Raw genomic sequence first — 26,541 nt, forward strand, 5'->3', positions numbered from 1 at the left:
CGTGAGCAGGAACGGGCTTGCCCACCGCCTGTACCGCGGTGAGGCCGGGCTGAACGTCATCGGCCACCGCAAGATCTTCTACCTGGTGACCCTGGCGATCGTGGTCATCGGCATCGCCAGCTTCGCGCTGCGCGGCTTCACCCTCGGCATCGACTTCTCCGGCGGTGAGGAGTTCCAGGTCCCGAAGACGGCGTCGGTGAGCCTGGCCGACGCGAAGTCGGCGGTCGCGGCCGGCGGCGCCGAGGTCGTCACCGGACAGTCGGTCGGCGGCAGCCATCCGACGTTCCTGATCAAGACGAAGAGCCTGACGCCGCAGCAGGCGACCGACGTCAAGGAGCACGTCAGCAGCGCGCTGCACATCCCGCTGAACCAGATCAGCGAGTCCTCGGTGAGCGGTGCCTGGGGCGCGCAGATCACCCGGCAGGCGCTGATCGCGCTGGCGGTGTTCCTCGCCCTGGTGGTCGTGTACCTGATCTTCCGGTTCGAGTGGCGGATGGCGGTCGCGGCGTTCGCCTCGGTGATCCACGACCTGTTCGTCGCGGCGGTGGTCTACTCGCTGGTCGGCTGGGAGGTCACGCCGAACACGATCATCGGTCTGCTCACCATCCTCGGCTTCTCGCTGTACGACCTGGTCGTGGTCTTCGACAAGGTGCACGAGAACACCCGGGGCATCACGGCGAGCAGCCGCATGACGTACGGCGAGGCGACGAACCTGGCGGTCAACCAGACGCTGATGCGGTCGATCAACACGACCGTGATCGCGTTGCTGCCGGTGGCGGGCCTGCTGTTCATCGGCGCCGGGCTGCTCGGCGCGGGCACGCTCAAGGACCTGGGCCTGGTGCTGTTCGTCGGCATGCTGTCCGGCACGTACTCGTCGGTCTTCCTGGCCGCGCCGATCCTGGTCGACCTGAAGAACCGGGATCCGCGGATCCGGGCGCACACCGCTCGCGTACTGGCGAAGCGGGCGAGCGGCGAGACCACCCGCCGGCGTCGCAGCGAGGCGGCGGAGAAGGACGGGGCCGACGCGGACGAGGCGGCGGCGGGCGAGAAGTCCGAGACCGAGGAGACCACCGCGGCGGGCGAGCGGGTGCTCGCCGGGTCGGCGCCGCGGCCGGGAGCCCGCCCGACCACCCGGCCCTCGGGCCGGCGCCGCGGCGGCAAGGGCGGCGGCGGTCGTCCGGGCACGAAGCGCCGTACCTGACCGCACACGATCACACGAGGGTAGGTACGTTCAGGTGACCGGGGTGGAATCGCGCGCCGAGTACGACGACCGCGAACAGCAGGACGGGTCGTCCGCCATCCCGGCGGGCGACAGCGGTCCGGACGTGGCGGCCGGGGTGTCCGAGCACGTGCTCGACGTGCCGGACTTCCCGCAGTCCGGGGTGATGTTCAAGGACCTCACCCCGCTGTTCGCGGATCCGACCGGGTTCCGGCGGGCGATCGACGCCATCATCGCGTACCACGGGGTGGAGTCGTTCGACGTGGTGGCCGGCGTGGAGGCGCGCGGGTTCGTCATCGCCGCCGCCGTGGCGTACGCGACGGGCACCGGTGTGGTGCCCGTGCGCAAGGCCGGCAAGCTGCCCCGGAACACCGTCGCCGCGTCGTACGCGCTGGAGTACGGGGAGGCGACGCTGGAGGTGCACGCCGACGCGTTCCACGCGGGCGAGCGGGTACTGGTGGTCGACGACGTGCTGGCCACCGGTGGCACCGCGGAGGCCAGCCTCGACCTGGTCGAGCGGGCCGGCGGGCGGGTGGCCGGCTTCAGCGTGCTGCTGGAGCTGGGGTTCCTGGGTGGCCGGCAGCGGCTGGCGCCGCGCCCGGTGCACGCGCTGCTGACGGTCTGAGGCCGGCTCCGGCCCCGGGCGGTCGGATCCGCCCGGTTGGCGTCGTCCGGCGTTGGCGTACCGTCCGGGTGGTGTTCGCGCCGGATGTCGTGGAGCCGATCCGGCCGGAGTGACGCGGGATACGATGGGCACCCGGATCCGCCGTACGGTGGATTCACGGGTGGTGAAACCTTCGCCTGTCAGGGGTGTGCGTTGTCTGAGCGGAGCGTGCGGCCGGAGCGTCCCGCCGAGGTCGCGCCCGGACCGGCGGCCGAACCCGCCGACCGTCGTGATGGTGTACCCGCGGGGCGGCCGACGCCGCCGGCGGCACCGGACCGGTCGGCGGGCGACGAGCCCGCACCGTCGTCGGCGCTGTCCAGCGCGCCCACCGGGCGGCGGGTGCGGGCGAGGCTGGCCCGGTTCAACGCGCCGTGGCAGACGCCGCAGGTGTCCGAGGTGCTGGAGCCGCTGGTGGCCACGCACCGGGCGAGTCACCCGAAGGCCGACGTCCGCGAGCTCCAGCACGCGTACGACGTGGCCGCGAGGTACCACACGGGTCAGTTCCGGAAGTCGGGCGACCCGTACATCACGCATCCGCTGGCGGTCGCGCAGATCCTGTCCGAGCTGGGCATGGACACCACGACGCTGGTGGCGGCGCTGCTGCACGACACGATCGAGGACACCAGCTACACGCTGCCGGACATGCAGCGCGACTTCGGCGGCGAGGTGGCGCTGCTGGTCGACGGCGTGACCAAGCTGGACAAGGTCAAGCTGGGCGACGCGGCGAAGGCGGAGACGATCCGCAAGATGGTCATCGCGATGGCCAAGGACCCGCGCGTCCTGGTGATCAAGCTGGCCGACCGGCTGCACAACATGCGGACGCTGACGTTCCTGCCGCGGCCGAAGCAGGAGCAGAAGGCGCGCGAGACGCTGGAGATCCTGGCCCCGCTGGCGCACCGGCTGGGCATGAACACCATCAAGTGGGAGCTGGAGGACCTGGCCTTCGCGACCCTCTACCCGAAGCGGTACGAGGAGATCGCCCGGCTGGTCGCCGACCACACGCCGCAGCGGGACGCGCTGCTGGCCGAGGTGACGGACAAGGTCAAGACGGACCTGCGTGGGGCGAAGCTCAAGGCGCAGGTGGTCGGCCGGCCGAAGCACCTCTACTCCGTGTACCAGAAGATGATCGTGCGGGGCCGGGACTTCACCGACATCTACGACCTGGTCGGGGTGCGGGTCCTGGTCGACACGGTCCGGGACTGCTACGCGGCGCTCGGCGTGGTCCACGCGAACTGGCAGCCCGTGCCGGGCCGGTTCAAGGACTACATCGCGATGCCGAAGTTCAACATGTACCAGTCGCTGCACACGACGGTGATCGGGCCGACCGGCAAGCCGGTGGAGCTGCAGATCCGGACGTTCGCGATGCACCGCACCGCGGAGTACGGCATCGCCGCGCACTGGAAGTACAAGGAGAACAAGGACGCGACGATCGTCGGGCCGCCGGCGCACATCGACGAGATGGCGTGGCTGCGGCAGCTCCTCGACTGGCAGCGGGAGGCGAGCGACCCCAGCGAGTTCCTGGACTCGCTGCGCTACGACCTGTCCAGCCAGGAGGTGTACGTCTTCACGCCCAAGGGCGACGTGATCGCGCTGCCCAAGGGCTCCACCCCGGTCGACTTCGCGTACGCGGTGCACACCGAGGTCGGGCACAAGTGCATCGGCGCCCGGGTGAACGGCAAGCTGGTGCCGCTGGAGTCGCAGCTCGCGAACGGCGACGTGGTCGAGATCTTCACGTCGAAGTCCGAGACCGCCGGGCCGTCGCACGACTGGCTCGGCTTCGTGGCGAGCCCGCGCGCGCGTACCAAGATCCGGCAGTACTTCAACAAGGAGCGCCGGGAAGAGGCGATCGACACCGGCAAGGACGAGATCGTCCGTGCCATGCGCAAGCAGGGCCTGCCGTTGCAGCGGATGCTGACCGCGGACGCGCTGACCGCGATCGCCCGGGACCTGCACCACACCGACGTGTCCAGCCTGTACGCGGCGGTCGGCGAGAACCAGGTCTCCGCGCAGGCGGTCGTGCAGCGCCTCGTCGCCGCGTACGGGGGCGAGGAGGGCGCGGTCGAGGACATCGCCGAGACGGCGGTGCCGACCCGCCCACCGCGCAACCGCGGCCGGTCGTACGACCCGGGTGTGGTCGTGGCGGGCGCCAGCGACGTGTGGGTCAAGCTGGCGCGCTGCTGCACCCCGGTGCCGGGCGACGACATCCTCGGCTTCGTGACGCACTCCGGCGGCATCAGCGTGCACCGTACCGACTGCACGAACGCGGCGGAGCTGCGCCGGCAGCCGCACCGGCTGGTCGAGGTGAGCTGGAAGCCGAGCGCGGCGTCGACGTTCCTGGTGGCGATACAGGTGGAGGCGCTGGACCGGCACCGGCTGCTCGCCGACGTGACGAAGGTGCTGTCCGAGGAGAAGGTCAACATCCTGTCCGCGACGGTCACCACGACGCGGGACCGGGTCGCGGTCAGCCGGTTCACGTTCGAGATGGCCGATCCGAAGCACCTCGGTCACCTGCTGAAGACCGTCCGCAAGGTCGACGGGGTGTACGACGCGTACCGGGTGACGTCGGGCGCCTGAGCCGGCGCGCTGGCCCCGCCGTACGGTTGCGTGTCTTGTCGCATGCAGGTTGCATGAGCGCCTAGGATGGACAATCCGTGACCTGGGGAGCGGATGCCGGAGGTGCCATGACTGACGACCCTGACCAGCCAGTTCCCGGTTCCGGCCGGGCTCAGGGCGGCGGAGGGGAACTGCCGCGACGGATTCCGGTGCGTACGGGCAGTCACCGTGCGCCGGAGCCGGACGAGGTGCCCGACGCGCATCTCACGGCGATCCTGCGGCATCTGACCACCGAGCACTGACCGCACACGGATCGGGCCGGCACCGCGCTTGGCGGTACCGGCCCGATCGTCGTGTCGGAGCTGGTCAGCTCTTGCCGCTGGGCGACGGGCTGGCGCCGGTCGCGGCGCTCACCCGCAGGCTGTCGATGGTCACCTTCTCCTTCGGCGCGCCGTCGCCCTTGGCGGCGTTCGCACCGGTGACGCCCTTCTTCGCGACCGCCTGGACCTTGTCGAGGCCCTTGGTCACGGTACCGATCACGGTGTAGCTCGCGGGCAGGTCACTGTTGCCGTACACGATGAAGAACTGGCTGCTGCCGGAGCCGGCCTGGCCGGTGTTGGCCACCGCGACCGTGCCCGTCGGGTACGTCGGCTTCTTGCCGGTCGGCAGGTTCTCGTCCTTCACGGTGTACGTCGGGCCGCCGGAGCCGGTGCCGGACGGGTCGCCGCACTGGAGCACCTCCAGGCCGGACGCCTTCGTCGTCATCCGGTGGCAGGTGGTCTTGTCGAAGAACTTCTTGCCCGCCAGGTACGCGAAGCTGTTGACGTTGCACGGCGCCTTGGCGGTGTCGAGCTTGACGTCGATCTCGCCGATGTTCGCCTTGATCGTCATCGTCTGCGTGCCGCTCTTCGGTACGTCGGTGTTGCTCGGCATCCCGACGTCCTTGAGCTTCTGCCCGCTCTGCGCCGTCGCCTTCTTGTAGCAGCTGGCGGCGGCCGGCGTCGCGGTCGCGCTGGCCGATGCGGACGCCTTCTTCTTGGTGTCCTTGCCGGCGTTCGCCCAGATGAAGGCACCGGTGCCGCCACCGACGACGAGGACCGCGGCGACGATGCCGATGATCGCCAGGGTCTGCCGGCGTTTGCGCGCGGTCGCGGCGCGGCGGGCCATCTGCCGCTCCAGCTTCGCGCGGGCCAGTGCGCGCTGGCGGTTCCTACTGGAAGCCACCGTGAGCTCCCCTCCCCGGTCGATCAGCAAGGACGTCAGGCACGGCGACACGCGGACAAATGGGTCGGTGCGCCGACAGGGTCGGGCGCACACGTCGCCGGGCCCAGCGTCAAAGGTTAACCAACCGTGATCGGCCGGCGCGCGGGCCGGGTCGGAACAAATGCATAACGGTCGCCTGTGAACCATCCGTACACGGCCCGCCGGCCGCGCTGCACGGCCCGCCGGCCGCGCTGCGCGGCCTTGCGGCCGGGCCCGGTGCGTACGCCGGTAGTGTTGTTCTTCGAGTCTGCCGGGTTCCGCGCCCCGCGGCACCACCGCCGGAGACCGTGCCAGGAAGGACGTCATGCTCGTCGCCGGGTTCCCCGACACCGTGTTCGGGACGAACTGCTATGTCGTGGCGCCCGACGCCGGCGAGGAGTGCGTGATCGTCGACCCCGGCATCGGTGTCGCCGACCGGCTGGCCGAGGTGGTCGCCGAGCACCGGTTGCGGCCGGTGGCGGTGCTGCTGACCCACGGCCACATCGACCACACGTACTCGGTGGTGCCGGTGTGCGGGGCGAACGGGATCACGGCGTACATCCATCCGGCGGACCGGAAGATGCTCGCGGACCCGGCGTCGGGGCTGTCGCCCCAGCTCGCCGCGGCCCTGCACCAGCTGCCCGGTGGCCTGGTGTCGACCGAGCCGGACGACGTGGCCGACCTGTCCGACGGCGCCGCGGTACGGCTGGCGGGGCTGGAGTTCGCGGTGGACCACGCCCCGGGCCATACCAGGGGGTCGGTGATGTTCCGCGTCCCTGGTGGCGTGCGGCGCACGGGCGCCGAGCTGCCGGAGCGGCCCGAGCTGGTGGAGGCCAGCGAGGTCTGCTTCGCGGGGGACGTGGTGTTCGCCGGCTCCGTCGGACGCGTCGACCTGCCGGGCGGCAGTGCCGAGCAGATGGCCGACAGTCTCCGCCGGCGGGTCCTGCCGCTCGCGGACACCGTCGCCGTCCTGCCCGGGCACGGCCCGCACACCACGATCGGCCGCGAGCGCCACACCAATCCGTACCTGCAGGATCCGGGTGTGCTCGCCGGCGACTGACCACGACCCCCTTTTCTTGCGCCGCGTGGTACGCGGCGGCCGTGACACGCCGAGAGGTTCCACATGAGCAAGCCGACCCCGTTGAGCGGGTTCCCGGAGTGGCTGCCCGCCGGGCAGATCGTCGAGCGCCAGGTCGTCGAGACGCTGCGCCGCACGTTCGAGCTGTACGGGTTCGCCCCGCTGACCACCCGCGCCGTCGAACCGATGGACCAGTTGCTGCGCAAGGGCGAGACCTCCAAGGAGGTGTACGTGCTGCGCCGGCTGCAGGCCGACGCCGACGACCCGTCCGACTCGGGCCTGGGGCTGCACTTCGACCTGACCGTGCCGTTCGCCCGGTACGTGCTGGAGAACGCGGGGAAGCTCCAGTTCCCGTTCCGGCGGTACCAGATCCAGCCGTGCTGGCGGGGTGAGCGGCCGCAGGAGGGCCGGTACCGGGAGTTCCTGCAGGCGGACATCGACATCGTGGACCGGGACACGCTGCCCGCGCACTACGAGGTGGAGCTGCCGCTGGTGATCGCGGACGCGCTGCGCGCGCTGCCGCTGCCGGCGGTGACCATGCACGTCAACAACCGGAAGCTGTGCCAGGGCTTCTACACCGGGCTGGGGCTGTCCGACCCGATGGAGGCCATCCGGATCGTCGACAAGATCGACAAGATCGGTCCGGCGGCGGTCGCCGAGCAGCTGACCGCGGTACTCGGCGCGAGCGACGCGCAGGCGAAGGCGTGCCTGGCGCTGGCCGAGATCAGTACGCCGGACGCGTCGTTCGCGGACCGCGTCGCGGCGCTGGGCGTCACCGATCCGCTGCTGGACACCGGTGTCGAGGAGCTGGTCGCGGTCGTCGAGGCGGCGGCCGAGCACGCGCCGGGCCTGCTCGTCGCCGACCTGAAGATCGCCCGCGGCCTCGACTACTACACCGGCACCGTGTACGAGACGTTCCTGGCCGGCAGCGAGTCGCTGGGCTCGATCTGCTCGGGCGGCCGGTACGACAACCTGGCCAGTTCGGGGGACGAGTCGTACCCGGGGGTGGGGTTGTCGATCGGCGTGTCCCGGATCCTGGGGCGGCTGCTGGGTCGTGAGGAGCTGACCGCGACGCGTACGGTGCCGACCTGCGTCCTGGTGGCGCTGCCGAACGACGAGTCCCGCGCCGACTGCGACCGGCTCGCCATGGCACTGCGGCGGCGGGGGATCGCGACCGAGGTGGCGCCGGCGGCGCAGAAGTACGGCAAGCAGATCCGGTTCGCGCAGCGGCGCGGCATCCCGTTCGTGGCGTTCCCGGGCGAGGACGGCGTGCAGATCCGCGACATCCGGTCCGGCGAGCAGGTCCCCGTCGACCCGGCGACCTGGCAGCCGCCGGCCGAGGACCTGCACCCGCGGATCGTCGCCGGCTGACGGCTGGAAGAATTCGGTACCAGAGACACGATCTTCGAAGGAGACAGCTCGTGATCCGCACCCAGGCGGCAGGCACGCTGCGCGCCGAGCACATCGGACACCAGGTCACGCTGGCCGGCTGGGTGGCCCGCCGCCGGGACCACGGCGGGGTCATCTTCGTCGACCTGCGGGACGCGTCGGGCGTGGTACAGGTCGTGTTCCGCGGCGGCAGCGCCGAGGCCGACACCGCCGCGTCCGCCGCGCACGTGCTGCGCAGCGAGTTCTGCGTGCGGATCGTGGGCACGGTCGAGCGCCGCCCCGCCGGCAACGAGAACCCGGAGCTGCCCACCGGCGAGGTGGAGCTGACCGTCACCGAGCTGGACGTACTGAGCGAGTCGGCGCCGCTGCCGTTCCCGATCGACGAGCACGTCGGGGTCGGCGAGGAGGCGCGCCTCAAGTACCGGTATCTGGATCTGCGGCGGTCGGGGCCGGCGGCGGCGTTGCGGCTGCGCAGTGACGCGAACCGGATCGCCCGCGGGGTGCTCGGCGAGCGCGACTTCGTGGAGATCGAGACGCCGACGTTGACGCGGTCCACGCCGGAGGGCGCCCGCGACTTCCTGGTCCCGGTCCGACTCCAGCCCGGCAGCTGGTACGCGCTGCCCCAGTCGCCGCAGCTGTTCAAGCAGCTGCTGATGGTGGCCGGGATGGAGCGCTACTACCAGATCGCCCGCTGCTACCGGGACGAGGACTTCCGCGCCGACCGGCAGCCGGAGTTCACCCAGCTCGACATCGAGATGTCGTTCGTGACGCAGGACGACGTGATCGAGGTCGGCGAGGAGATCACCGCGGCGCTGTGGAAGGAGCTGGCCGGGGTCGAGATCCCGCGCCCGATCCCGCGCATCACCTGGCACGACGCCATGGACCGCTACGGCTCGGACAAGCCCGACCTGCGGTACGACCTGACGCTCACCGAGCTGACCGAGTACCTGCGGGGCACCGAGTTCCGGGTGTTCGCGGGCGCGATCGCCGCCGGTGGGTACGTGGGTGCCGTGGTGATGCCCGGCGGCGCGGGCCAGTCCCGCAAGGAGCTGGACGGCTGGCAGGACTGGGCGAAGGCGCGCGGCGCCAAGGGCCTGGCGTACGTGGTGTTCGACGGGGAGTCGGGCGCGCCGAAGGGTCCGGTGGCGAAGAACCTGTCCGAGGAGCACCTGGCCGGGCTGGCCGACGCGGTCGGCGCGAAGCCGGGCGACGCGGTGTTCTTCGCGGCGGGGGAGCGGATCGGCGCGCAGGAGCTGCTGGGCGCGGCGCGGCAGGAGATCGCCCGGCGTACCGGGCTGGTGGACGAGAACGCGTGGGCGTTCTGCTGGGTCACCGACGCGCCGATGTTCCTGCCGGTGGAGTCGAGCGACGACGTGGCCGTCGGGTCGGGGTCGTGGACCGCGGTGCACCACCCGTTCACCTCGCCGACCGCCGAGTGGCTGGACTCGTTCGAGCAGGACCCGGGCCGCGCCCTGGCGTACGCGTACGACATCGTGTGCAACGGGAACGAGATCGGCGGCGGCTCGATCCGTATCCACCAGGACGAGGTGCAGCGGCGGGTGTTCGACCTGCTGGGCATCACGCCGGACGACGCGGCCGAGAAGTTCGGCTTCCTGTTGGAGGCGTTCAAGTACGGCCCGCCGCCGCACGGCGGCATCGCGTTCGGCTGGGACCGGGTGTGCATGCTGCTGGCCGGTGTGGACAGCATCCGGGACGTGATCGCGTTCCCGAAGTCGGGCGGCGGGTTCGATCCGCTGACCGGCGCGCCGACGCCGATCACCCCGCAGCAGCGCCGGGAGGCCGGTGTGGACGCGAAGCCGAAGCCGAAGGCCGACCCGGCGCAGTGACACCGTCGCGCGGATCCGGTCGGCCGGATCCGCGCGGTCGTTCCACACTGGACAGTCCGATGTGGACGTTGTGGGTCGCCCGGCCGGCGGGGCGCTACGGCAGCGCGCGCAGCGCCGCGGCGGTGTGGTCGTCGGCCGGGTAGTACAGCTCGACGACGAGCTCGTCGAGCGTGACGTCCTGCGGCGTGCCGAACATCGTCAGCGTACCGAACAGGGCCAGTTCGGTTGTGCCGTAACGGATCCGGATCGGCATGGTGATGTCGTGCGGCGCCGGTACGGGCGGCGGGCCGGTCGGCGCGTCGGGCGCCAGTTCGTCGTGCAGGGCGCTCAGCACCGGGTCGCCGGTGGCGGCGATCTGCCGGCGCAGCCGCCCGAGTAGCCCGGCGCGTACCTGGTCGACATTGGCGATGCGCGGGGCGAGGCCGTCCGGGTGCAGGCCGAGCCGGAGCATGTTGACCGGTGGTACGAGCAGGTCCGCGGCGGCGCCGTCGAGGAAGACGCGGGCCGCGGCGTTGCTGTCGACGAGCGTCCAGTGCCGGTCCACCACGACCGCCGGGTACGGCAGGTGCGCGTCGAGGATGCGGCGCAGCGCGGTCCGTGCGGCGGCCATGTCCGCGTCGTCGAGGGTGCGGTGCCGGTAGACCGGGGCGTACCCGGCGGCGACGAGCAGCGCGTTGCGCTCGCGCAGCGGTACCGACAGCTGGTCGGCGAGGTGCAGGACGAGCTGCCGGCTGGGGGTGGACCGGCCGGTCTCCACAGTGGACAGATAGCGGGTGGAGACGCCGGAAAGCTCCGACAGGGCGAGCTGGCTGAGGCCGCGGCGGTGCCGCCACTCGCGCAGCAGGGTTCCGATCGTCGGCACGCGGCGAGCCTAGCCGGGCGCCGGTCGGCGCGGCCATGACCCAACTGGTCATGGCCGTGGTGCCCGGCGAGGGCCGAGGCTGGTGGCATGACCAAGGAAACGGAACGGAACCGGACGATCGTGCTCACCGCGTTCCAGGAGTTCGCCCGGGGGAACCTGGAGCATCTGCGGGACGTGCTGGCACCGGACTTCGTGGAGCACAGTCCCGGCAACCCGTCCGGGCGCGACGCGTTCGTCGACTTCCTGCGTACGGCGCCGGTCGCGGGCGCGGCGCTCGACCTGCGGCGGGTCGTCGCCGACGGCGCGTACGTGGTGCTGCACTACCGGATGACGACGCCCGACGAGCCCCGCGGTACGGCGGTGGTCGACATCTGGCGGCTGGCCGACGGGCTGATCGCCGAGCACTGGGACGTCGTCCAGCCCGTACCGGAGGAGGCGTCGACGCCGCACGGGATGTTCTGACGGCAGGGAACCCGGCCGCGACGTGGCCGCGGCCGGGTCCAGGCCGTCAGCGGACCGGCGGCAGGCCGGTACGGCGGGTGAGGCTGGCGGCGGCCGTGCCGCGGACGATCGCGGTGATGGCGATGCCGCCGATCAGGTTGATGACCGCGGTGGGCGCGACGGCGAGCCAGCCGCCCTCCCGCTGGTGGATGCCGAGCGGGATGAGCACGAGGATCGCGGTGCACAGCGCGCCGATCCAGCCGAAGTAGAACAGCGGTCGGGGCGTGCCGACGAGCAGCAGGTGCATCACCGCGGTGGCCAGCAGCGACGCGACCGCGCCGGCGAAGGCGTACCCGATCATGGAAGGGGTGAACGGCTGGCCGCTCGGCTTGACGCCGAGGATGGTCATGCCGAGCACGTTGCCGACGATGAGGAAGCCGACGACGGCGAGCAGTGCCGCGATGAGCGCGGTGACGACGCCGCCGGTCCACAGCCGGGTCGGGTTGAAGACCGGCTGGCGCCGCGGTGGCGCGGGCGCGGCGGGCGGGCTGATCTGCCGCGTCTGATCGGCGTCCGGTTCGGACCGCTGCGGGTCCGGTGACGCCGAGCCATACCAGGTCACAGCCACCTCCGCGGCGACGAACGGGTGTCACCACCCATCATCGAGCATCTGTCGCGGAAGTGCACCCCGGTGACGGCCCACTCAGTCCGGTACGGGGTAGCCCCAGGCGCGGCAGATGTCGCGCAGCGCCTCGGGTACGTCGCCGGGGGTCGGCCGGGCGGCCTGTACCGCACCCGAGTTGATCTTCCCGCTCCAGTCGCCGAGGCCCCGGCGGAACCGCGTCTGCCCGCGCTGGCCGTACTCCAGCATGGCGGGTTCCCAGTCGACGCCGAGCCAGGCGCACAGCCGCCGGGTCTCGCGTTCCGGCTCGGCGGTGAGGTCCTCGTACCGGACGTCGATGCCGGTCAGTTCGGTGCGCGCCTCCTGCAGGGCCGTCAGGTACCGGAGGACGTCGGTGGCGGCGTCGTCGGCGGTCATCGTCGGGCGTGCCTCCCGCCAGGAGCGGTGGATCGCCGCGGGGTGGCGCAGCAGGAAGATGAACCGCGCGTCGCGCCAGGTGTCGGCCAGCGACCGGTACGCGAAGACGTGGTTCGGGGTCTTCTCCACCAGCGTCGTCTTGCCGCTGCGGTGCAGCGCCGCGTCGAGCAGCCGGTCGCGCAGCAGCGCCGTCAGCTCCGTACGGTCGAAGCCGAGTTCGGCCATCGCCTGCTCCGCGTACCAGCCGGACACGGTGGCGGTGACGTCCGGCAGGTGCAGCTCGTGCGGGGAGTACAGGGTGGAGTGGCTGCCGAGGACGGCGCGCAGCAGGGTCGAGCCGCTGCGTACCGAGGAGAGGATGAAGACGGGGGAGTGCAGCAGCCGGTCCGTGCGGGTGACGCGGTGGCCGTTGCCGGTGCCACGCACCCGGACCAGCTGGTATCCGAGGGTGCGGGCGAGGGCCTGGTTGATCGTTCGCTTCATGGACATCGCGCCGGACGCTAGAACCCGAACTGATCATTTTGCTGTGCGTTCACCCGGCGTACGGCATGCCCAGCGCGGCACCTCAACCCTGGGGTTGAGCCCGCGGACCCATCCCGGCGCCGATGTGCGCCGCGGCGCCGATCCGTAGCGTCGGGGACGTCGAAGACACGTCCCTCTCGTACCGATGGAGCACCCATGTCGTCCCAGACCGTCACGTACCTGCTGTACGGGTTTCTCGGGCTCGTCCTGCTGGTCTGGATCATCTCCCGCCAGGTGGGCGAGCGGACCTGGACACCGCGGCGCCTGGCGGTCATGCCGCTGATCTTCGTGGTGGTCGCGGTCGTGAACGGCCGGACGCTCGGCCACGACCTGTCCTCCGGCCTCGGCGTGGGCCTGTTCGCCGCCGGTCTCGTCCTCGCCGTCGTACTCGGCTTCGCGCGGGCGGCGACCATGGCCGTACGCCCCGGTCCGGACAACTCGGTCGTCACCCGCGGCAACAGGTGGACGATGGTGCTGTGGATCGTGTCCCTCGCCGTACGGGTGGCGCTGGCGTTCGGCGCGGCGTCGCTGGGTGCGCCGGAGGGCGTCGCCGAGGCGATGCTGTTCGCTGCCGTCACCATTGGCGCGCAGAACCTGATCGTGGCCCGGCGCGGCGGCCTGCTCGGGGCGCAGCCGCAGCGGGTCTGAGGCAGCCGTGAGCGCCGACGGCGTACGCGACGGCGGGTTGTTCCTTCCGGGCAACCCGACGTCGCCGCGGCGTACCGCCGTGCGGATGGTGAGTCTGCTGGCGTGGGTGGCCATCTCCCTGGTGTCGGTACCCGCCGAGCACCGGCCCGTGACCGCGGTCCTGGTGGCCGTCGGCGGCACCGCGGTGGTCGTCGGCGGCCAGCTGCTCGGCCGGCGGCACTGGTGGCTGACCGTCGCCAGCGTCTGCCTGTACGCCGCGTGCGGGCTGGCACTCATGGCGCTGGTACACAGCTGGCTCGGCTGGGTACCGGTGATCTTCGGGGTGTTCTGGGCGATCATCCGGCTGCCGGCCCGGTGGGCGCTGGCCTTCTCGTCCGCTCTGGTCGTCGCGATGGTCGTGGTCGGCTGGTTCTCGTTCGGCGCGCCGGCGGTGGTCGGTCAGCTCGGCAGCTGCATGGGCATGGCCATCCTGGCGTACACGATGCGCAGTGCCCGGCAGCGCGCCGCGGACGCCGAGCGCCTGCTGGAGTCGGAACGGCAGGCCCGGGAGGCCACCGCCCGCGCGGAACTGCTCGCCGAACGGCAGCGGCTCGCCCGGGAGATCCACGACATCCTCGCGCACACGCTGTCCGCGCAGGTCGTACAGCTGGAGGGGGCGCGGTTGCTGCTGTCCCGCGGCGCCGACACCCCCGCCGTACTGACCCGCGTCGAGCAGGCGCAGCGGCTGGCCCGGGACGGGCTGGAGGAGACCCGCCGGGCGCTGGAGTCGCTGCGTGGCCGGGCCCGGCCGCTGGACGAGGCGCTGCCCGCGCTCGCCGCCGACTCCGGCGCCACGTACGCGAGCGAGGGCGCGGCGCGCGATCTGGGGCCCGAGGTGTCCCTGGCGATCGTGCGTACGGTGCAGGAGGCGCTGACGAACGCGCGCAAGCACGCGCCGGGCGCGTCCGTCTCGGTACGCCTGCGGTACGCGGCGGACGAGACGAGCGTGGAGATCGCCGACACCGGTGCCCGGGAGGGTGGCCTCGGCCTGGCGACCACCGGTGCCGGGTACGGTCTTGCCGGGATGCGGGAGCGCGCCGAACTGCTCGGCGGGGCACTGTCGGCGGGCCCGTACGGCGACGGAGGGTTCCGGGTCCGGCTGCGCATCCCGACGTGACCGAGGGGAGCGCGGTGGACGAGCGGCCGATCCGGGTTGTCGTGGCCGACGACCAGCGTGTCGTACGCGACGGCATCGAGCTGATGCTGTCGTTGACCGACGGCGTCGAGGTGGTCGCCACCGCCGCGGACGGGGTGGCGGCGGTGGCAGCGGTCGCCGCGCACGACCCCGACGTCGTACTGATGGACCTGCGGATGCCGCGCTGCGACGGCGTGGAGGCGACCCGGCTGGTACGGCGTGACCATCCGCGCTCCCAGGTCGTCGTCCTGACCACGTACGCGGACGACGAGAGCGTGCTGGCCGCGCTGCGCGCCGGGGCCCGCGGGTACCTGACGAAGGACGCGGGCGCCGAGGAGGTGGCCCGGGCCGTACGGCGGGTGGCGTCGGGGCAGGCCGACCTCGACCCGGACGTCCAGCGGCGGTTGCTGGAGATGCTGCCGGCGCACGCGGCGCCGACGGTGGGCGTACCGCCGGACGGGTTGACCGACCGGGAGGTCGAGGTGCTGTCGCTGATCGCGGCCGGCCTGTCGAACGGCGAGATCGCGCGGTCCCTGGTGGTCAGCGAGGCGACCGTGAAGACGCACGTCAACCACGTGTTCGCGAAGACCGGGGTACGCGACCGCGCGCAGGCCGTGGCGTACGCGTACCGGCACGGTCTGGCGGGGTGAGCGGGCTGTCAGGTCAGGTACGCGGCGAGCGCGGGCGTCGGGTCGAAGTCCGGGTCCGGGTTGGCCAGCTGGCGTAGCAGCAGGCCGTCGATCAGCGCCATCAGCCCCGGTATCGCCGCGGCGGGGTCGGGCAGCCCGAGCGGCGCGAGCAGTACGGTGCCGTAGCTGGTGAGTTCGTCCTGGGCGCGGGCGATGCGGCGCTGCAGGTGCGGCCGGAACGCCGCCTCGTGGAACGCCGCGTGCCGGGCGAGCGTCAGTTCGCGGTGCGGGCCGGTGAGATCGGCCAGCAGCACGGCGATCGCGCGCACGAACTCCTCCGCGGTACGCGGCGGCGCCGGATCGGCGAGCCGGGACCAGACGGCCGTCTCGCGTTCGAGCAACCGGTCGAGTACGCCGGTGAGCAGCGCGTCGCGGGTGCGGAACAGGTTCGAGGTGGAGCCGGCGGGCAGGTCGGCGGCGGCGTCCGCGGCGCGGTGGGTGAGCTGGCGCAGGCCGGCGGTGCCGAGCACGGTGATGGCCGCGTCGAGCACCCGGGTACGACGGTCGGACATGACCCGACACTACAGGGGTAGTCATCGCCACTACAGATGTAGTACGGTGCGGGTATGGCACGGAGGGTGGCCGTCGTGGGCGGCGGCATCGGTGGACTGACGGCGGCGGCCGGGCTCCGCCGTACCGGCTGGCACGTCGACGTGTACGAGCGGGCCGACGCGCTGCCCGCGACCGGCACCGCGCTCGGCATCTGGCCCGCCGCGCTGCGGGCGCTCGACACCGTCGGCGTGGACGCGCGCAGCATCGGCCAGCCGCAACCCGGCGGCGCGCTCTACCGGCCCGACGGCACGCGCATCGCCACGCTCGACATGACCCGCATCGAGCAGCGGTACGGCGAGTCCGTCCGGCTGGTGAGCCGGCCCGACCTGCTGGCCCTGCTGGCCGCCGCGCTCCCCGCCGGGACCGTACGGTTCGGTTGCGGCGTCACGGATCCCGCTGCCCTGGCCGACGAGTACGACGTGGTCGTGGGGGCGGACGGGATCGGCAGCGTCACCCGGACCGCGGCGTTCGGCACCGCGTCGCGTCCCCGGTACGCGGGATGGCTGTGCTGGCGCGGCGTCGTCGATCTGTCCATCGCCGAGGGCGGCGAGACGTGGGGACGCGGCGCGCGGTTCGGGTGCACGCCGCAGGTCGACGGCCGCACCAACTTCTACGCCGTGCGTACCGTGCCGGAGGGGTGGCGGCCCGACGACGACCTCGCCGAGCTGCGCCGGGTGTTCGGCGACTGGCACGACCCGGTGCCCCGGGTGCTCGACCGCATCGACCCCGGCGCGCTACTCGTGCACGACCTGTCCGACCTCACCCCGGCCCTCCCGTCGTACGTGGCGGGGCGGGTCGTGCTGCTCGGCGACGCCGCGCACGCCATGACCCCCGACCTCGGTCAGGGCGCCTGCCAGGCCATCATCGACGCCGCCGCGCTCGCCGAATGCCTCGCCACCGGCGAACCGTCCGCCGGGCTCGCCGCGTACGACCAACGGCGGCGCCGGCCCACCCAGCGGATGGCCGCCATGTCCCGCCGCGTCAACCGTTTCGCCCGGGTACGGCACCTGGTCGGAGTACGCGACACCGTGCTGCGCCTCGCCACCGTCCTCGGCCCACCCGCCGGCTGACCCACCCGTTTCCCTTGGTACGCAAGCGAAACGGTCAGGTGCGGCGGAAGGTGGCGAGGGTCGTGGCGGCGGCGGTGAGGAAGCCGGCGGCGCCGACGAGTACGCCGATGTGCAGGCCGGTGACCGGATCGGTGGCGACGAGGGTGCCGACGAGCCCGACACCGAGTGCGCTGCCGGTCTGCCGGGCGGCGTTGAACACCGCGGACGCCGCGCCGCCGCGGTCGGCAGGCGCCGCCGCCATGATCGCCGCCGTGGCCGCCGGCATCGTGAACCCGGTACCGAACCCGGTGAGGACGAGCGGCGCGACCAGCACCCAGTACGCCGTGTCGGTGCCGGCCACCAGCCACCCGGCGAGTCCGACCGCACCGAGTACGAGCCCGGCCGCCATCGGTACGTGCGGTCCGCGCCGCGCCGCGAGCCGGCCGCCGAGCGGTGACGCGACGACCGGCATCAGCGCCATCGGCGCCATCGCCAGCCCGGTGCCGAGCGGGCCGAGGTGGACGGTGCGCTGGAAGTACAGGGGGAGGGCGAACAGCAGGCCGTAGAAGCCGAGGTTGAGCAGGATCCCGACGACCGCGGACGCGCCGAACCGCCGGTCGGCGAACAGGGCCAGCGGCAGCATCGGCGCCGGCGCCCGCCGTTCCAGCAGGACGAACGCCGGGAGCGCGAGCGCGGCCGTACCGAACAGGGCGAGGACGACGGGACAGGTCCAGCCGCGCTCGCCCGCCTCGATCAGCGCCGCGGTCAGCGCGGCGAGACACACCGCGCCCGCCCCCTGCGCCGGTACGTCCAGCCCGCGGCGCACCGCCACCCGCGCCGGCGCCGACACGTACCGGCGGGTGAGGGTGACGCCCAGGATCCCGAACGGCACGTTGACCGCGAACACCGCGCGCCAGCCGACGGCGGACACGAGCGCGCCGCCGAGTACCGGGCCGGCGGCGGCGGCGACCCCGGCGACCATGCCCCAGATCCCGAACGCCCGCGCCCGCGCCGCCGCGTCCGGGTACGCGTGCCGCAGCAGCGCCAGCGACGCCGGCACCATCAGCGCCGCGCCCACCCCCTGTACCAGCCGCGCCGCGACGAGCGTGCCGGCGCCCGGCGCGAGCCCGCAGGCCGCCGAGGCGAGCGTGAACACGGTCAACCCCACCAGGAACACCGCCCGGCTGCCGAACCGGTCGCCCAGCCCGCCCGCGAACAGCAGCAACCCGGCGAACGCCAGCGTGTACCCGTCGGCGACCCACTGGAGCGCCGTGACCGCGCCGCCCAGCTCGGTACCGATCGTCGGCAGGGCGACGGTGACGACCGTGACGTCCAGGATCACCAGGAAGTATCCGAGGCACACCGCCACCAGGGGCAGCAGCCCGGCGGACACCGCCCGTCCGGTACGGGGGCCGGTCGTGATCGTCATGGCCCCAGTGTCCGGCCGGAACACTACGCCGAACGACGAAGTGTCGTCGCTCTACCCTGATGCCATGGGAAGGGGTGCCAAGGGAAGGGGTGCCATGGGACGCGCGGACGGGCGGCCGCTGGCCACCGAGACCGACATCGCGCACGTCGCGGCGGCGATCGGCGACCCGTCGCGCGCCGCGATCCTCAAAGCCCTCGCCGGCGGCGGCGTCCTGCCCGCCAGCGCGCTCGCCGCCGAGGTCGGCGTCAGCGCCTCCACGGTCAGCGCGCACCTGGCGAAGCTGCGCGAGGCGAAGCTGCTCACCGTCGAGCACGACGGCCGGCACCGCTACTTCCGCCTCGCCAGTACGGACGTGGCCCGTGCGCTGGAGGAACTGGCCCGCATCGCCCGACCGTTGCCGGTGCGTACGTTGCGCGGCAGCGTCCGCGCGCAGGCCCTGCTGCGCGCTCGGCTCTGCTACGACCACCTCGCCGGCCGGCTCGGCGTCGCGCTGCTCGCCGCGCTCGTCGACCACCGCACCCTCGCGTACGACGGGGCCTCCTACCGGATCACCGCGGCCGGTCGGGACGACCTCGTCGCGTTCGGCATCGACCCCGCCGAGTTCCCCCGCCGCCGCCCCACCATCCGGTACTGCGTGGACTGGGGCGAGGGCCGGCATCACCTGGCCGGCGCGCTCGGGGGTGCGTTCGCCGCGCGGCTGTTCGACCTGGACTGGCTCCGGCGCGGGCGGGCCCGCCGCGTCGTCCGACTCACCGCCGCCGGTACCGCCGGGCTGCACGACACGTTCGGCCTGCCGACCGACTGGGCCGGGGACCGCTGAGAACCCGCGTCAGCTCCGCGCCCCACGGGACCGCGCCTGCCGCCACCGGTACTGGCGCATCACCTCTGGCGTCGACGCCGCGCGCCGCCGTACCGGCGTGATTGCCTTGCGGCGCCTGCCAACGGAAGCGTGCGACGCTGGTGGCGTACGAGTGGCGATGTGGACCGGATCGCTTGCGGGGCAGCGTAATCCGGGGGGAGGGTACGGGATGGCGGACTTCGACCTGAGCGGGCAGGTCGCGCTCGTCACGGGTGGTTCGGCCGGGCTGGGTCGGGCGATCGCCGCGGCGCTGTCGGCGGCGGGAGCGCGGGTCGTGCTCGCCAGCCGCCGCGCGGACGCGTGCGCCGCGGAGGCGGCCCGGATCGCCGACGAGACAGGCAGTCCCGTCACCGGCGTCGGTTGCGACGTGACCGACGAACGGTCGGTGGCGGCGGCGGTCGCGTCGGTCGGGGACCGGCTGGACGTGCTGGTCACGAGCGCGGGCGTGCAGGCGCGCGGTGACCTGGCGGAGCTGGACGTGGCGGCGCTGCGCCGCTGCCTGGACGTGAACGTGGTCGGGACGTTCCTGGCGTGCCGGGCGGCGGTGCCGGTGATGCGCGCCCGCGGGTACGGGCGGATCGTGACGCTGGCGAGCGCGCTCGGGCTGGTCGGTGCTGCCGGCCGCTCGGCGTACGCGGCGAGCAAGGGCGCCGTGGTGCAGCTGACCCGCAGCCTGGCCGTGGAACTCGCCGGCACCGGGATCTGCGTCAACGCGCTGGCGCCCGGCCCGTTCCGTACGCCGCTGAACGAGGGGGTCGACGACGATCCGCGGGTCCGCGACTTCCTCGACCATCAGGTACCGGCGGGTCGGTGGGCGCAGCCGCACGAGCTGACCGGTGCCGCGCTGCTGCTGGCGAGTCCGGCGGCGTCGTACCTGACGGGGGCGGTGCTGCCGGTGGACGGCGCCTGGACCGCGCACTGACGCCGTCAGCCCTCCGGGTAGAAGAGGAACAGCGTGCAGCCGGTCGTGGAGGCGGGCACGTGCCAGCTGCCGGCGGGCGCGTGCAGGAAGGTACCGGCGGGGTGGTCGCGGGCGCCGTCGTGGAAGGTGCCGGCGACGACGTAGACCTCCTCGGGTCCGGGTTCGTGCACGTCGCGGTGCGGCCAGGAGGTGCCCGGGTCCATCTCCAGGACGTCGGCGTGCGCGCCGGTCGGCCCGCGCCACAGCGGGCGGACGCGGATCCCGGGGAACAGTTCCCGGACCGGGGCGTCGTCGACGGTACTGGCGGTGTAGCCCGGCTGGGCGAGGATCTCCGGGTGCATGCCTGCCACGGTGCCCCGCGCGCGGTACGGCCGGACAGAGCCCGCCCCGCCACCCTGGGGTACTTTCCTGCCATGCATCGGGTGGTGACCCTGGTCCGGCCGGTGCAGTCGACGTTCGAGCTCGGCTGCGCCGTCGAGGTGTTCGGCACGGAACGCGCCGGCGTGCCGCGGCACTACGAGTTCGCGGTGTGTGCCGAGACGCCCGGTCTGGTGCCGACGACCAGCGGGTACGCGATGTCGGTGCCGGCCGGCCTGGCGGCGCTGGAGTCCGCGGACACCGTGGTCGTCCCGGGCTGGCTGCCGGTGGAGTCCCCACTGCCGCCCCGGGTACGCGACGCGCTGCTGCGCGCGCACGCCCGCGGTGCCCGGCTGGTGTCCATCTGTTCCGGAGTGTTCGCGGTGGCGCGTACCGGGTTGCTGGACGGGCGGTCGGCGACGGTGCACCGGGCGCGGGCGGAACAGTTCCGGCGGGAGTTTCCGCGGGTGGGCGTGGAACCGGACCGGTCGTTCGTGGACCACGGTGACGTGGCGACGAGCGCCGGCGCGGGCGCGGGGCTGGACCTGTGCCTGCACCTGGCGGGCCGCGACCACGGCACCGCGTACGCCGCGCGGCTGGCCCGGCACATGGTGCTGCCGTACCGGGAGGAGGGTCGGGTGCCGGTGGCGCCGCCGGCCGGGGAGGGGCTGGACGACCTGCTCGACTGGGCCGGCGCCCGCCTCGGCGAACCGCTGTCCGTGGACGATCTCGCCGCCCGCCTCGGCGTCTCCGGCCGTACGCTGGCGCGCCGCTTCACCGAGCAGCTCGGTACGAGTCCCGGCGCGTGGCTGCTCGCCCGGCGGGTCGCCGCGGCCCGCACCCTGCTGGAGGAGACGGACCTGCCGGTGGACGCGGTCGCGACCCGGGTCGGCCTCAGCTCCGCGGTCAACCTGCGCCGCCGGTTCCTGGCCCGGGTGGGTACGACACCGGGCGCGTACCGGCGGGCGTTCCGCGCGTCCTGACCGTCCTCGGGCCGCGGCGACGTGCCCGGCCGACCTCCTCACCCGGTCCACCGCACCCTGCCGCGGCTACGATCGGGATGCCGCGCAGTCCTTGGTACCGAAGGGAAACGCCACCGATGCCCAAGCCCCCTCCCGTCGGTACGGCCGCCCCGGACTTCGAGCTGCCCGGCGTCCTGCTCCGACCTGGCGACGGCGAGGCGCAGGTGGACCGCGCCGACTACCGGCTCTCCGCGTACCGGGGGCGGCCGGTCGTGCTCGCGTTCTACCCGGGTGACGACACGCCCGTGTGCACCCGCCAGCTCTGCTCGTACTCGGACGGCCTGGCCGGGTTCGCCGACCTCGGCGCCGACGTGTGGGGCATCAGCCGGCAGGGCCTCGACAGCCACGAGAGCTTCGCGGTGAAGCGCGGCATCCGCTTCCCGCTGCTGTCCGACACCACCGGCCAGGTCGCCGGCCGGTACGGGATCGCCGTGCCCGGGCTCGGGCTGCGCCGTTCGGTGTTCCTCGTCGACGCGGACGGTACGGTCCGGTGGCGGCACGTCACGCTGGTCGGCCTGGGCTTCCCGGACCGCGACGAGCTGACCCGCGCCCTCGCCGCCCTCGCCGGCTAGCCCCCGTTCCGCCGCGTTCGCGGTCGCCCCGCTCGCTCGATCACGTTGCGGCGCAACGGTTTCGCGACGCTCGACGGAAGGGGCGCGGGTCAGCTGCGCCGGCCGGAGAACTCCTCGTACGCGGCGACGACCTCCTCGGTGTCACCGTCCATCCGGATCACACCGGACTCCAGCCAGATCGTACGTTCGCACATGTCGCGGATCGTCTTGTTCTGGTGGCTGACGACGAACACGGTGCCGGCCTGGCCGCGGAGTTCCCGCACGCGTTCCTCGCTGCGCCGCTGGAACGACGCGTCGCCGGTGGCCAGCGCCTCGTCGATCAGCAGTACGTCGTGGGTCTTGGCGGCGGCGATGGAGAACCGGAGCCGCGCCGCCATGCCCGACGAGTACGTGCGCATGGGCAGGGAGATGAAGTCGCCGCGCTCGTTGATGCCGGAGAAGTCGACGATCTGCTGGTAGTTCTGCTTCACCTGCGCGGGGGTCATCCCCATCGCCAGGCAGCCCAGCACCACGTTGCGCTCGCCGGTCAGGTCGTTCATCAGCGCCGCGTTCACGCCGAGCAGCGACGGCTGCCCGTTCGTGTACACCTTGCCGGTGTGCGGCGGGAGCAGGCCGGCGATCGCGCGCAGCAGCGTGGACTTGCCGGAACCGTTGCTGCCGACGATGCCGATCGCCTCGCCCTTGTGCGCCACGAAACTCACCCCGCGTACGGCGTGCACCTCGCGCATCGACGGGGGCCGCCGCCGCCGTACGATCCGGCTGAACGCCGCGGCCGGCGAGTTCCGGCTGCCGCTGGCGCCGTACACCCGGTAGACGATGTGGACGTCGTCGACGATGACGGTGGGGTCGTCGAAGTCAGCCACGGCCGTACTCCTCCTCGGCCTTCCAGAAAAACACGAACCCGCCGATGCCGACGACCACGGCCCACAGCACGGCCTTGAGCCACAGGTGCCCCGGCACCATGTCCCGCGGTACCGACGACATGAGCGAGCGCCGCATCAGGCTGATGAACACGTACGCCGGGTTGGCGTTGAGGAGCGTCGACACGGCGTGCGGGGCGTGCCGGGAGAAGATGGCCGTGCTGTAGAAGACGCCCGAGCCGTACATCCAGACGCGCATCACGAACGGCACCAGCTGCGACAGGTCGGTCGTCTTCGCGGCCAGCCGGGCGACGATCAGCACCAGCCCCGCGTTGAACATCGACTGGAGCAGGATCGCCGGAATGACCAGGAACCAGCGCCAGGTCAGCGGTTCGCCGGTGAGCAGCACGATCCCGCTCAGTACCACCATGGACAGCACGAGCTGCTGCAACTGGGAGATGGTCGCGGCGACGGGCAGGCAGGCCCGGGGGAAGTGCAGCGCGCGGATCAGGGTGAGGTTGCCCGGGATGGACCGGGTGCCCGACTGCACCGCCTGCTGCGTGAAGTTGAAGATGAACACCCCGACGCAGAGGTACGCGATGTAGTTCTGGATGCCGCGGTGCGTGCCGAGCAGTACGCCGAAGATCAGGAAGTAGACGGCGGCGTTGACCAGCGGGGTCACCACCTGCCAGAGCTGACCGAGCCGGGCCGTCGTGTACTGCGCGGCGAGCTTCGACGAGGCGAACGTCACGATGAAGTGCCGGCGCCCCCACACCTGCCGGGCGTACTCGATCAGGCCGGGGCGCGCGCCGCTGACCCCCAGCCCGTATCTGCGGGCGAGTTCCGACAGGTCGGTCGTGTCGGGCGGCGGGGCCGCCCCGGCACCGCCGGCCGCACGCGCCGATGCCGACAGATCGGTCACAGCCAGCTCAACTCCCTCACCCATCGGTACTCCTCGCTCGGGCTCCGCAGCAACCGGCGCGACGGCCGTCCCGCGTGTCGACCCCCCGGTACGACACGACACCGGCGTACGCGACCGGCGTGCTGCCACGTCGGAACGATACCGTTTCGTCGTCTCGATACGATAGGCACGTCCGACGACGGAACGCAACCGGATCGTCGTCGCGGTAAGCTGCTCGGATGCAACCGGCGAAGAGCCAGCCAGCGGGCTCCGGCCCGCGGGCGAAGCGCCCGCCGGCCGGCGCCGCGGTGCTCCGTGAGGACGTCACCGAGGCCATCCGGGACGCCGTGTTCGCCGAGCTCGCCGAGGTCGGGTACGGCCGGATGTCGATCGAGCGGGTCGCCCGCCGCGCCGGCGTCGGCAAGACCGCCGTGTACCGGCGCTGGGGTTCCAAGCTCGAAATGGTCATCGACATGGTGTCCGCCGTCGCGGTCGACATCACCGCGCTGCCCGACACCGGCAGCCTGCGCAGCGACATCGAGACCGTGCTCACCCTCGCCGCGCACGCGCTGCGCCACCCGCTCGCCGCGCACATCGTGCCCGACCTGCTGGCCGAAGCCGCGCGTACGCCGGCGATCGCGACGATCCTGCACACCGCCCTGCGCGACAACCAGCACGGCATCGGCACGCTGCTCGTCGACCGCGCCACCCGACGCGGCGAGCTGCCCGCGGGCACCGACCCCGACTTCCTCGTCGACCTCATGATCGGCCCGCTGTACTGGCGGCTCGCGGTGGCGCGCGCCCCGCTCTCCGCCGACTACGTCACGCGCCTCGCCGACGCCGCCGCCACCGCGCTCGCCACCCGCACCGCCGACTGACCGCCGCCGCCTCCGGAGGCGGGACGGGATCCGTTGTGCGGCAACAGGTTCCGTGGTCGCGCCCTCCTCGCCGGGCGGTGCCGTACCGCCGGGATCACGGTGTTCGCCGGCGGGTGTCGCCGCGCGCCGCCACCGTGGCCGCGCGGGCGTGCGGTCGATCCATTGTGACCGGCAGGGGGCCGGCGGCGGCGAACATTCGGTCAAGACGGGCCGCGGCACGCGGGCGATGCCCGACCCGGGTACGGGCGATGACGGTGCCGCGGATGCCACCTGGCCCAGGGCCGTACGGATCGGAGCGGGGCGTCGTTCCTCGGCACTTTCCCGAACTGTTCGGTCGGTGTGCGGTCCGCCGGACGCGCGGGAACCGACCGGACGCGCCCTGATCTCCGGCTCTCCTGCGGCTCCCCCGGCCGACCGATGAGTTCGGCGCGCGCGGCTCGTCTACCCCGGTGCAGGCTGCGACAGCAGCGTACGCCCGGGGCCGAGAGGGCGACCGGGCACGGACCTGGAGGAGAGAGCATGAGCCTCACCGCGCGACCGCCGGTCGTCGACGCCGACACCTGGCGCAGGGAACTCGACGAGCTGCGGAAGCGGGAGAGGGCGGCCACGCGGGAACTGGACGCCATCGCCGCGCAACGCCGCCGGCTGCCCATGGTCGCCATGCCGGAGTACACGCTGGAGGGCGAGGAGGGGCCGGTGACGCTCGCCGAGGTCTTCGCCGGCCGGTCCCAGCTGATCGTCTACAACCACATGTGGTTCCCCGGCAAGGAGTGGCAGTGCCCGGGCTGCACGGGCTTCACCGCGCAGTACACGCGGCTGGAGTTCCTGGACGACTACGACGCCCGGTTCGTGATCGTCACCCAGGGGCCGATCGACGAGGCGCTGGCGTACAAGAGGCGGGTCGGGAACCGTATGACCTGGTACTCCACCGCGAACAGCCCGTTCGGTACCGACGTCGACGCGCCTCCCGGCGGCGGCTTCGCCGTGAACGTGTTCCTGCGCGACGGTGACACCGTCTACCGCACCTGGCACACCAACGGCCGCGGTACGGAGCAGCTCACGCACACGTTCCCGCTCATCGACCTGCTGCCGTACGGGCGGCAGGAGGAGTGGCAGGACTCGCCGGAGGGCTGGCCGCAGTCGCCGACGTACAGCCGGTGGTCCGGGTCGCAGGACATCGCCGCGGCGTACGGCCCCGGCGCCTGACGTACCGGTCGGGCGATGCGTACCGGGCCGGGACACGGGGGTCGGCCGGTCGGACGTCGGACACGTCGGTCGTCCGGGCCGTGCTGCGGCGAAGACGGCGCCGCGCGCGGGCCGGGGAGGTACGTTGGGCTGCATCCCGGCCGCGCCGACACCCCGGCGTACGGGCAGGTCGGTGTCGACTTCGGGGACCGCACCGGGTCGGCGCACCGGCCGCGCAGGAACAGGAGGCACCGCGGTGGACGACTCTCCGTCCGCGGCCCGTGGCGACACCCGCACCGACGTGTCGACCGGCCGCACCGACGCCCGCGGGTCCGCGACGCGGGCCCGTGCGCGGCTGCGGGAGCTGGCCGACCAGCTCCGCGACGACCGGGACACCGTGGACGACCCGCGGACCCGGGCCCTCTTCGGTACGACGGCGAACCTGCTGGCCGCGCTGGACGACGCGTTCGCCGACGTGGAGGACCATCTGGCGGCCGCCCGGCCCACCGGCCTGCGCCTGGTGCCGGATCCGCCGGCACAGCCGGGTACCTGACCGGCGTCAGTGCGGTCGGCGTTCGGGGCGGGGCC

Annotated in this window: 27 protein-coding genes; 18 read left to right on the forward strand and 9 right to left on the reverse strand. The window is 72.9% G+C overall.

Annotation, left to right across the window (positions count from 1 at the left end):
• Position 1 precedes the first annotated feature (1 nt).
• The 3 genes from secF to Aru02nite_RS02620 all read left to right on the forward strand — a co-directional run bounded on the left by secF (position 2) and on the right by Aru02nite_RS02620 (position 4,457).
• A complete protein-coding gene (secF, locus tag Aru02nite_RS02610) occupies positions 2 to 1,201 on the forward strand; it encodes a protein translocase subunit SecF (RefSeq protein ID WP_203654513.1) in 1,200 nt (399 codons plus the stop codon).
• 97 nt (positions 1,202 to 1,298) lie between these two features.
• The gene (locus Aru02nite_RS02615) at positions 1,299 to 1,844 is read left to right on the forward strand and encodes an adenine phosphoribosyltransferase (RefSeq protein WP_203654617.1); all 546 of its coding nucleotides are present in this window, start codon (positions 1,299 to 1,301) and stop codon (positions 1,842 to 1,844) included.
• A gap of 192 nt (positions 1,845 to 2,036) precedes the next feature.
• Positions 2,037 to 4,457: a RelA/SpoT family protein gene (locus Aru02nite_RS02620; RefSeq protein ID WP_203654515.1), complete on the forward strand. Its 2,421-nt coding sequence runs from the start codon at positions 2,037 to 2,039 to the stop codon at positions 4,455 to 4,457.
• 345 nt (positions 4,458 to 4,802) lie between these two features.
• Here Aru02nite_RS02620 and Aru02nite_RS02625 read toward each other — a convergent pair whose 3' ends face one another.
• Positions 4,803 to 5,660: a peptidylprolyl isomerase gene (locus Aru02nite_RS02625; protein ID WP_239076325.1), complete on the reverse strand. Its 858-nt coding sequence runs from the start codon at positions 5,658 to 5,660 to the stop codon at positions 4,803 to 4,805.
• A gap of 343 nt (positions 5,661 to 6,003) precedes the next feature.
• Here Aru02nite_RS02625 and Aru02nite_RS02630 point away from each other — a divergent pair, with 343 nt between their 5' ends.
• From Aru02nite_RS02630 to aspS, 3 genes are all read left to right on the forward strand, one after another.
• Entirely contained in the window at positions 6,004 to 6,738 is a 735-nt protein-coding gene (locus Aru02nite_RS02630; protein ID WP_203654517.1) for an MBL fold metallo-hydrolase, read from the forward strand.
• A gap of 63 nt (positions 6,739 to 6,801) precedes the next feature.
• Entirely contained in the window at positions 6,802 to 8,127 is a 1,326-nt protein-coding gene (gene hisS, locus Aru02nite_RS02635; RefSeq protein WP_203654518.1) for a histidine--tRNA ligase, read from the forward strand.
• 50 nt (positions 8,128 to 8,177) lie between these two features.
• The gene (aspS, locus tag Aru02nite_RS02640) at positions 8,178 to 9,992 is read left to right on the forward strand and encodes an aspartate--tRNA ligase (RefSeq protein ID WP_203654519.1); all 1,815 of its coding nucleotides are present in this window, start codon (positions 8,178 to 8,180) and stop codon (positions 9,990 to 9,992) included.
• Between the two features lie 94 nt (positions 9,993 to 10,086).
• Here the strand turns inward: aspS and Aru02nite_RS02645 are convergent, their stop codons facing one another.
• Positions 10,087 to 10,854, reverse strand: coding sequence for a helix-turn-helix domain-containing protein (locus Aru02nite_RS02645; protein ID WP_203654520.1), 768 nt, complete (start codon positions 10,852 to 10,854; stop codon positions 10,087 to 10,089).
• 87 nt (positions 10,855 to 10,941) lie between these two features.
• Between Aru02nite_RS02645 and Aru02nite_RS02650 the strand changes: the two genes are divergently transcribed.
• On the forward strand, positions 10,942 to 11,316 hold the full coding sequence (locus tag Aru02nite_RS02650) for a nuclear transport factor 2 family protein (RefSeq protein ID WP_203654521.1): 375 nt from the start codon (positions 10,942 to 10,944) through the stop codon (positions 11,314 to 11,316).
• Positions 11,317 to 11,362: 46 nt separating this feature from the next.
• Here Aru02nite_RS02650 and Aru02nite_RS02655 read toward each other — a convergent pair whose 3' ends face one another.
• Positions 11,363 to 11,917, reverse strand: a complete 555-nt coding sequence (locus tag Aru02nite_RS02655) for a DUF6069 family protein (RefSeq protein ID WP_203654522.1) — start codon at positions 11,915 to 11,917, stop codon at positions 11,363 to 11,365.
• A gap of 81 nt (positions 11,918 to 11,998) precedes the next feature.
• Entirely contained in the window at positions 11,999 to 12,823 is an 825-nt protein-coding gene (locus Aru02nite_RS02660; protein WP_203654523.1) for a sulfotransferase family protein, read from the reverse strand.
• Positions 12,824 to 13,012: 189 nt separating this feature from the next.
• Here Aru02nite_RS02660 and Aru02nite_RS02665 point away from each other — a divergent pair, with 189 nt between their 5' ends.
• Genes Aru02nite_RS02665 through Aru02nite_RS02675 form a run of 3 tightly spaced genes read left to right on the forward strand, consistent with a single transcriptional unit; the run spans position 13,013 to position 15,328 of the window.
• Complete coding sequence (locus tag Aru02nite_RS02665) at positions 13,013 to 13,504, forward strand: hypothetical protein (protein ID WP_203654525.1); 492 nt, start codon at positions 13,013 to 13,015, stop codon at positions 13,502 to 13,504.
• 7 nt (positions 13,505 to 13,511) lie between these two features.
• Complete coding sequence (locus Aru02nite_RS02670) at positions 13,512 to 14,660, forward strand: sensor histidine kinase (protein WP_203654527.1); 1,149 nt, start codon at positions 13,512 to 13,514, stop codon at positions 14,658 to 14,660.
• On the forward strand, positions 14,657 to 15,328 hold the full coding sequence (locus Aru02nite_RS02675; protein WP_203654529.1) for a response regulator: 672 nt from the start codon (positions 14,657 to 14,659) through the stop codon (positions 15,326 to 15,328). Before Aru02nite_RS02670 ends, Aru02nite_RS02675 begins: the two co-directional genes overlap by 4 nt.
• An 8-nt stretch (positions 15,329 to 15,336) precedes the next feature.
• Here the strand turns inward: Aru02nite_RS02675 and Aru02nite_RS02680 are convergent, their stop codons facing one another.
• Entirely contained in the window at positions 15,337 to 15,879 is a 543-nt protein-coding gene (locus Aru02nite_RS02680) for a TetR/AcrR family transcriptional regulator (RefSeq protein ID WP_203654531.1), read from the reverse strand.
• Between the two features lie 54 nt (positions 15,880 to 15,933).
• On the opposite strand from Aru02nite_RS02680, the gene Aru02nite_RS02685 reads away from it, so the two are divergent.
• Positions 15,934 to 16,989 (forward strand): FAD-dependent monooxygenase, encoded by a 1,056-nt coding sequence (locus tag Aru02nite_RS02685; RefSeq protein WP_203654533.1) that lies wholly within the window; start codon positions 15,934 to 15,936, stop codon positions 16,987 to 16,989.
• 34 nt (positions 16,990 to 17,023) lie between these two features.
• Here Aru02nite_RS02685 and Aru02nite_RS02690 read toward each other — a convergent pair whose 3' ends face one another.
• On the reverse strand, positions 17,024 to 18,397 hold the full coding sequence (locus Aru02nite_RS02690) for a DHA2 family efflux MFS transporter permease subunit (RefSeq protein WP_203654535.1): 1,374 nt from the start codon (positions 18,395 to 18,397) through the stop codon (positions 17,024 to 17,026).
• A 94-nt stretch (positions 18,398 to 18,491) separates the two neighbouring features.
• On the opposite strand from Aru02nite_RS02690, the gene Aru02nite_RS02695 reads away from it, so the two are divergent.
• Both Aru02nite_RS02695 and Aru02nite_RS02700 read left to right on the forward strand, forming a co-directional pair.
• Positions 18,492 to 19,217, forward strand: a complete 726-nt coding sequence (locus tag Aru02nite_RS02695; protein WP_203654536.1) for an ArsR/SmtB family transcription factor — start codon at positions 18,492 to 18,494, stop codon at positions 19,215 to 19,217.
• A 208-nt stretch (positions 19,218 to 19,425) separates the two neighbouring features.
• Complete coding sequence (locus tag Aru02nite_RS02700; protein ID WP_203654537.1) at positions 19,426 to 20,178, forward strand: SDR family NAD(P)-dependent oxidoreductase; 753 nt, start codon at positions 19,426 to 19,428, stop codon at positions 20,176 to 20,178.
• Between the two features lie 5 nt (positions 20,179 to 20,183).
• Here the strand turns inward: Aru02nite_RS02700 and Aru02nite_RS02705 are convergent, their stop codons facing one another.
• Positions 20,184 to 20,519, reverse strand: a complete 336-nt coding sequence (locus tag Aru02nite_RS02705) for a cupin domain-containing protein (RefSeq protein WP_203654538.1) — start codon at positions 20,517 to 20,519, stop codon at positions 20,184 to 20,186.
• Positions 20,520 to 20,591: 72 nt separating this feature from the next.
• Between Aru02nite_RS02705 and Aru02nite_RS02710 the strand changes: the two genes are divergently transcribed.
• Both Aru02nite_RS02710 and Aru02nite_RS02715 read left to right on the forward strand, forming a co-directional pair.
• Complete coding sequence (locus Aru02nite_RS02710) at positions 20,592 to 21,518, forward strand: GlxA family transcriptional regulator (RefSeq protein WP_239076326.1); 927 nt, start codon at positions 20,592 to 20,594, stop codon at positions 21,516 to 21,518.
• 116 nt (positions 21,519 to 21,634) lie between these two features.
• A complete protein-coding gene (locus Aru02nite_RS02715; RefSeq protein WP_203654539.1) occupies positions 21,635 to 22,129 on the forward strand; it encodes a peroxiredoxin in 495 nt (164 codons plus the stop codon).
• Between the two features lie 89 nt (positions 22,130 to 22,218).
• Here Aru02nite_RS02715 and Aru02nite_RS02720 read toward each other — a convergent pair whose 3' ends face one another.
• Together Aru02nite_RS02720 and Aru02nite_RS02725 are read right to left on the reverse strand one after the other, a co-directional pair.
• A complete protein-coding gene (locus Aru02nite_RS02720; RefSeq protein WP_203654540.1) occupies positions 22,219 to 22,992 on the reverse strand; it encodes an ABC transporter ATP-binding protein in 774 nt (257 codons plus the stop codon).
• Positions 22,985 to 23,935, reverse strand: coding sequence for an ABC transporter permease (locus Aru02nite_RS02725; RefSeq protein WP_203654542.1), 951 nt, complete (start codon positions 23,933 to 23,935; stop codon positions 22,985 to 22,987). Before Aru02nite_RS02725 ends, Aru02nite_RS02720 begins: the two co-directional genes overlap by 8 nt.
• 194 nt (positions 23,936 to 24,129) lie before the next feature.
• Here Aru02nite_RS02725 and Aru02nite_RS02730 point away from each other — a divergent pair, with 194 nt between their 5' ends.
• The 3 genes from Aru02nite_RS02730 (at position 24,130) to Aru02nite_RS02740 (ending at position 26,506) form a co-directional block, all read left to right on the forward strand.
• Complete coding sequence (locus Aru02nite_RS02730) at positions 24,130 to 24,768, forward strand: TetR/AcrR family transcriptional regulator (RefSeq protein ID WP_203654544.1); 639 nt, start codon at positions 24,130 to 24,132, stop codon at positions 24,766 to 24,768.
• A gap of 519 nt (positions 24,769 to 25,287) precedes the next feature.
• Complete coding sequence (locus Aru02nite_RS02735; RefSeq protein WP_203654545.1) at positions 25,288 to 25,974, forward strand: DUF899 domain-containing protein; 687 nt, start codon at positions 25,288 to 25,290, stop codon at positions 25,972 to 25,974.
• A 235-nt stretch (positions 25,975 to 26,209) separates the two neighbouring features.
• The gene (locus Aru02nite_RS02740; protein WP_203654547.1) at positions 26,210 to 26,506 is read left to right on the forward strand and encodes a hypothetical protein; all 297 of its coding nucleotides are present in this window, start codon (positions 26,210 to 26,212) and stop codon (positions 26,504 to 26,506) included.
• Positions 26,507 to 26,541 lie beyond the last annotated feature (35 nt).

It is taken from the genome of Actinocatenispora rupis (assembly GCF_016861975.1).
Classification (GTDB): Bacteria; Actinomycetota; Actinomycetes; order Mycobacteriales; family Micromonosporaceae; genus Actinocatenispora; species Actinocatenispora rupis.

Bases quoted from the DNA above. Each gene is read 5' to 3' on its own strand.
- Aru02nite_RS02725 (WP_203654542.1), bottom strand. From the start codon at position 23,935: ATGGGTGAGGGAGTTGAGCTGGCTGTGACCGATCTGTCGGCATCGGCG.
- Aru02nite_RS02715 (WP_203654539.1), top strand. From the start codon at position 21,635: ATGCCCAAGCCCCCTCCCGTCGGTACGGCCGCCCCGGACTTCGAGCTG.
- Aru02nite_RS02665 (WP_203654525.1), top strand. From the start codon at position 13,013: ATGTCGTCCCAGACCGTCACGTACCTGCTGTACGGGTTTCTCGGGCTC.
- Aru02nite_RS02685 (WP_203654533.1), top strand. From the start codon at position 15,934: ATGGCACGGAGGGTGGCCGTCGTGGGCGGCGGCATCGGTGGACTGACG.
- Aru02nite_RS02650 (WP_203654521.1), top strand. From the start codon at position 10,942: ATGACCAAGGAAACGGAACGGAACCGGACGATCGTGCTCACCGCGTTC.
- Aru02nite_RS02690 (WP_203654535.1), bottom strand. From the start codon at position 18,397: ATGACGATCACGACCGGCCCCCGTACCGGACGGGCGGTGTCCGCCGGG.
- Aru02nite_RS02630 (WP_203654517.1), top strand. From the start codon at position 6,004: ATGCTCGTCGCCGGGTTCCCCGACACCGTGTTCGGGACGAACTGCTAT.
- Aru02nite_RS02680 (WP_203654531.1), bottom strand. From the start codon at position 15,879: ATGTCCGACCGTCGTACCCGGGTGCTCGACGCGGCCATCACCGTGCTC.
- Aru02nite_RS02705 (WP_203654538.1), bottom strand. From the start codon at position 20,519: ATGCACCCGGAGATCCTCGCCCAGCCGGGCTACACCGCCAGTACCGTC.
- Aru02nite_RS02700 (WP_203654537.1), top strand. From the start codon at position 19,426: ATGGCGGACTTCGACCTGAGCGGGCAGGTCGCGCTCGTCACGGGTGGT.
- Aru02nite_RS02695 (WP_203654536.1), top strand. From the start codon at position 18,492: ATGGGACGCGCGGACGGGCGGCCGCTGGCCACCGAGACCGACATCGCG.
- Aru02nite_RS02735 (WP_203654545.1), top strand. From the start codon at position 25,288: ATGAGCCTCACCGCGCGACCGCCGGTCGTCGACGCCGACACCTGGCGC.
- hisS (WP_203654518.1), top strand. From the start codon at position 6,802: ATGAGCAAGCCGACCCCGTTGAGCGGGTTCCCGGAGTGGCTGCCCGCC.
- Aru02nite_RS02710 (WP_239076326.1), top strand. From the start codon at position 20,592: ATGCATCGGGTGGTGACCCTGGTCCGGCCGGTGCAGTCGACGTTCGAG.
- Aru02nite_RS02660 (WP_203654523.1), bottom strand. From the start codon at position 12,823: ATGTCCATGAAGCGAACGATCAACCAGGCCCTCGCCCGCACCCTCGGA.
- Aru02nite_RS02730 (WP_203654544.1), top strand. From the start codon at position 24,130: ATGCAACCGGCGAAGAGCCAGCCAGCGGGCTCCGGCCCGCGGGCGAAG.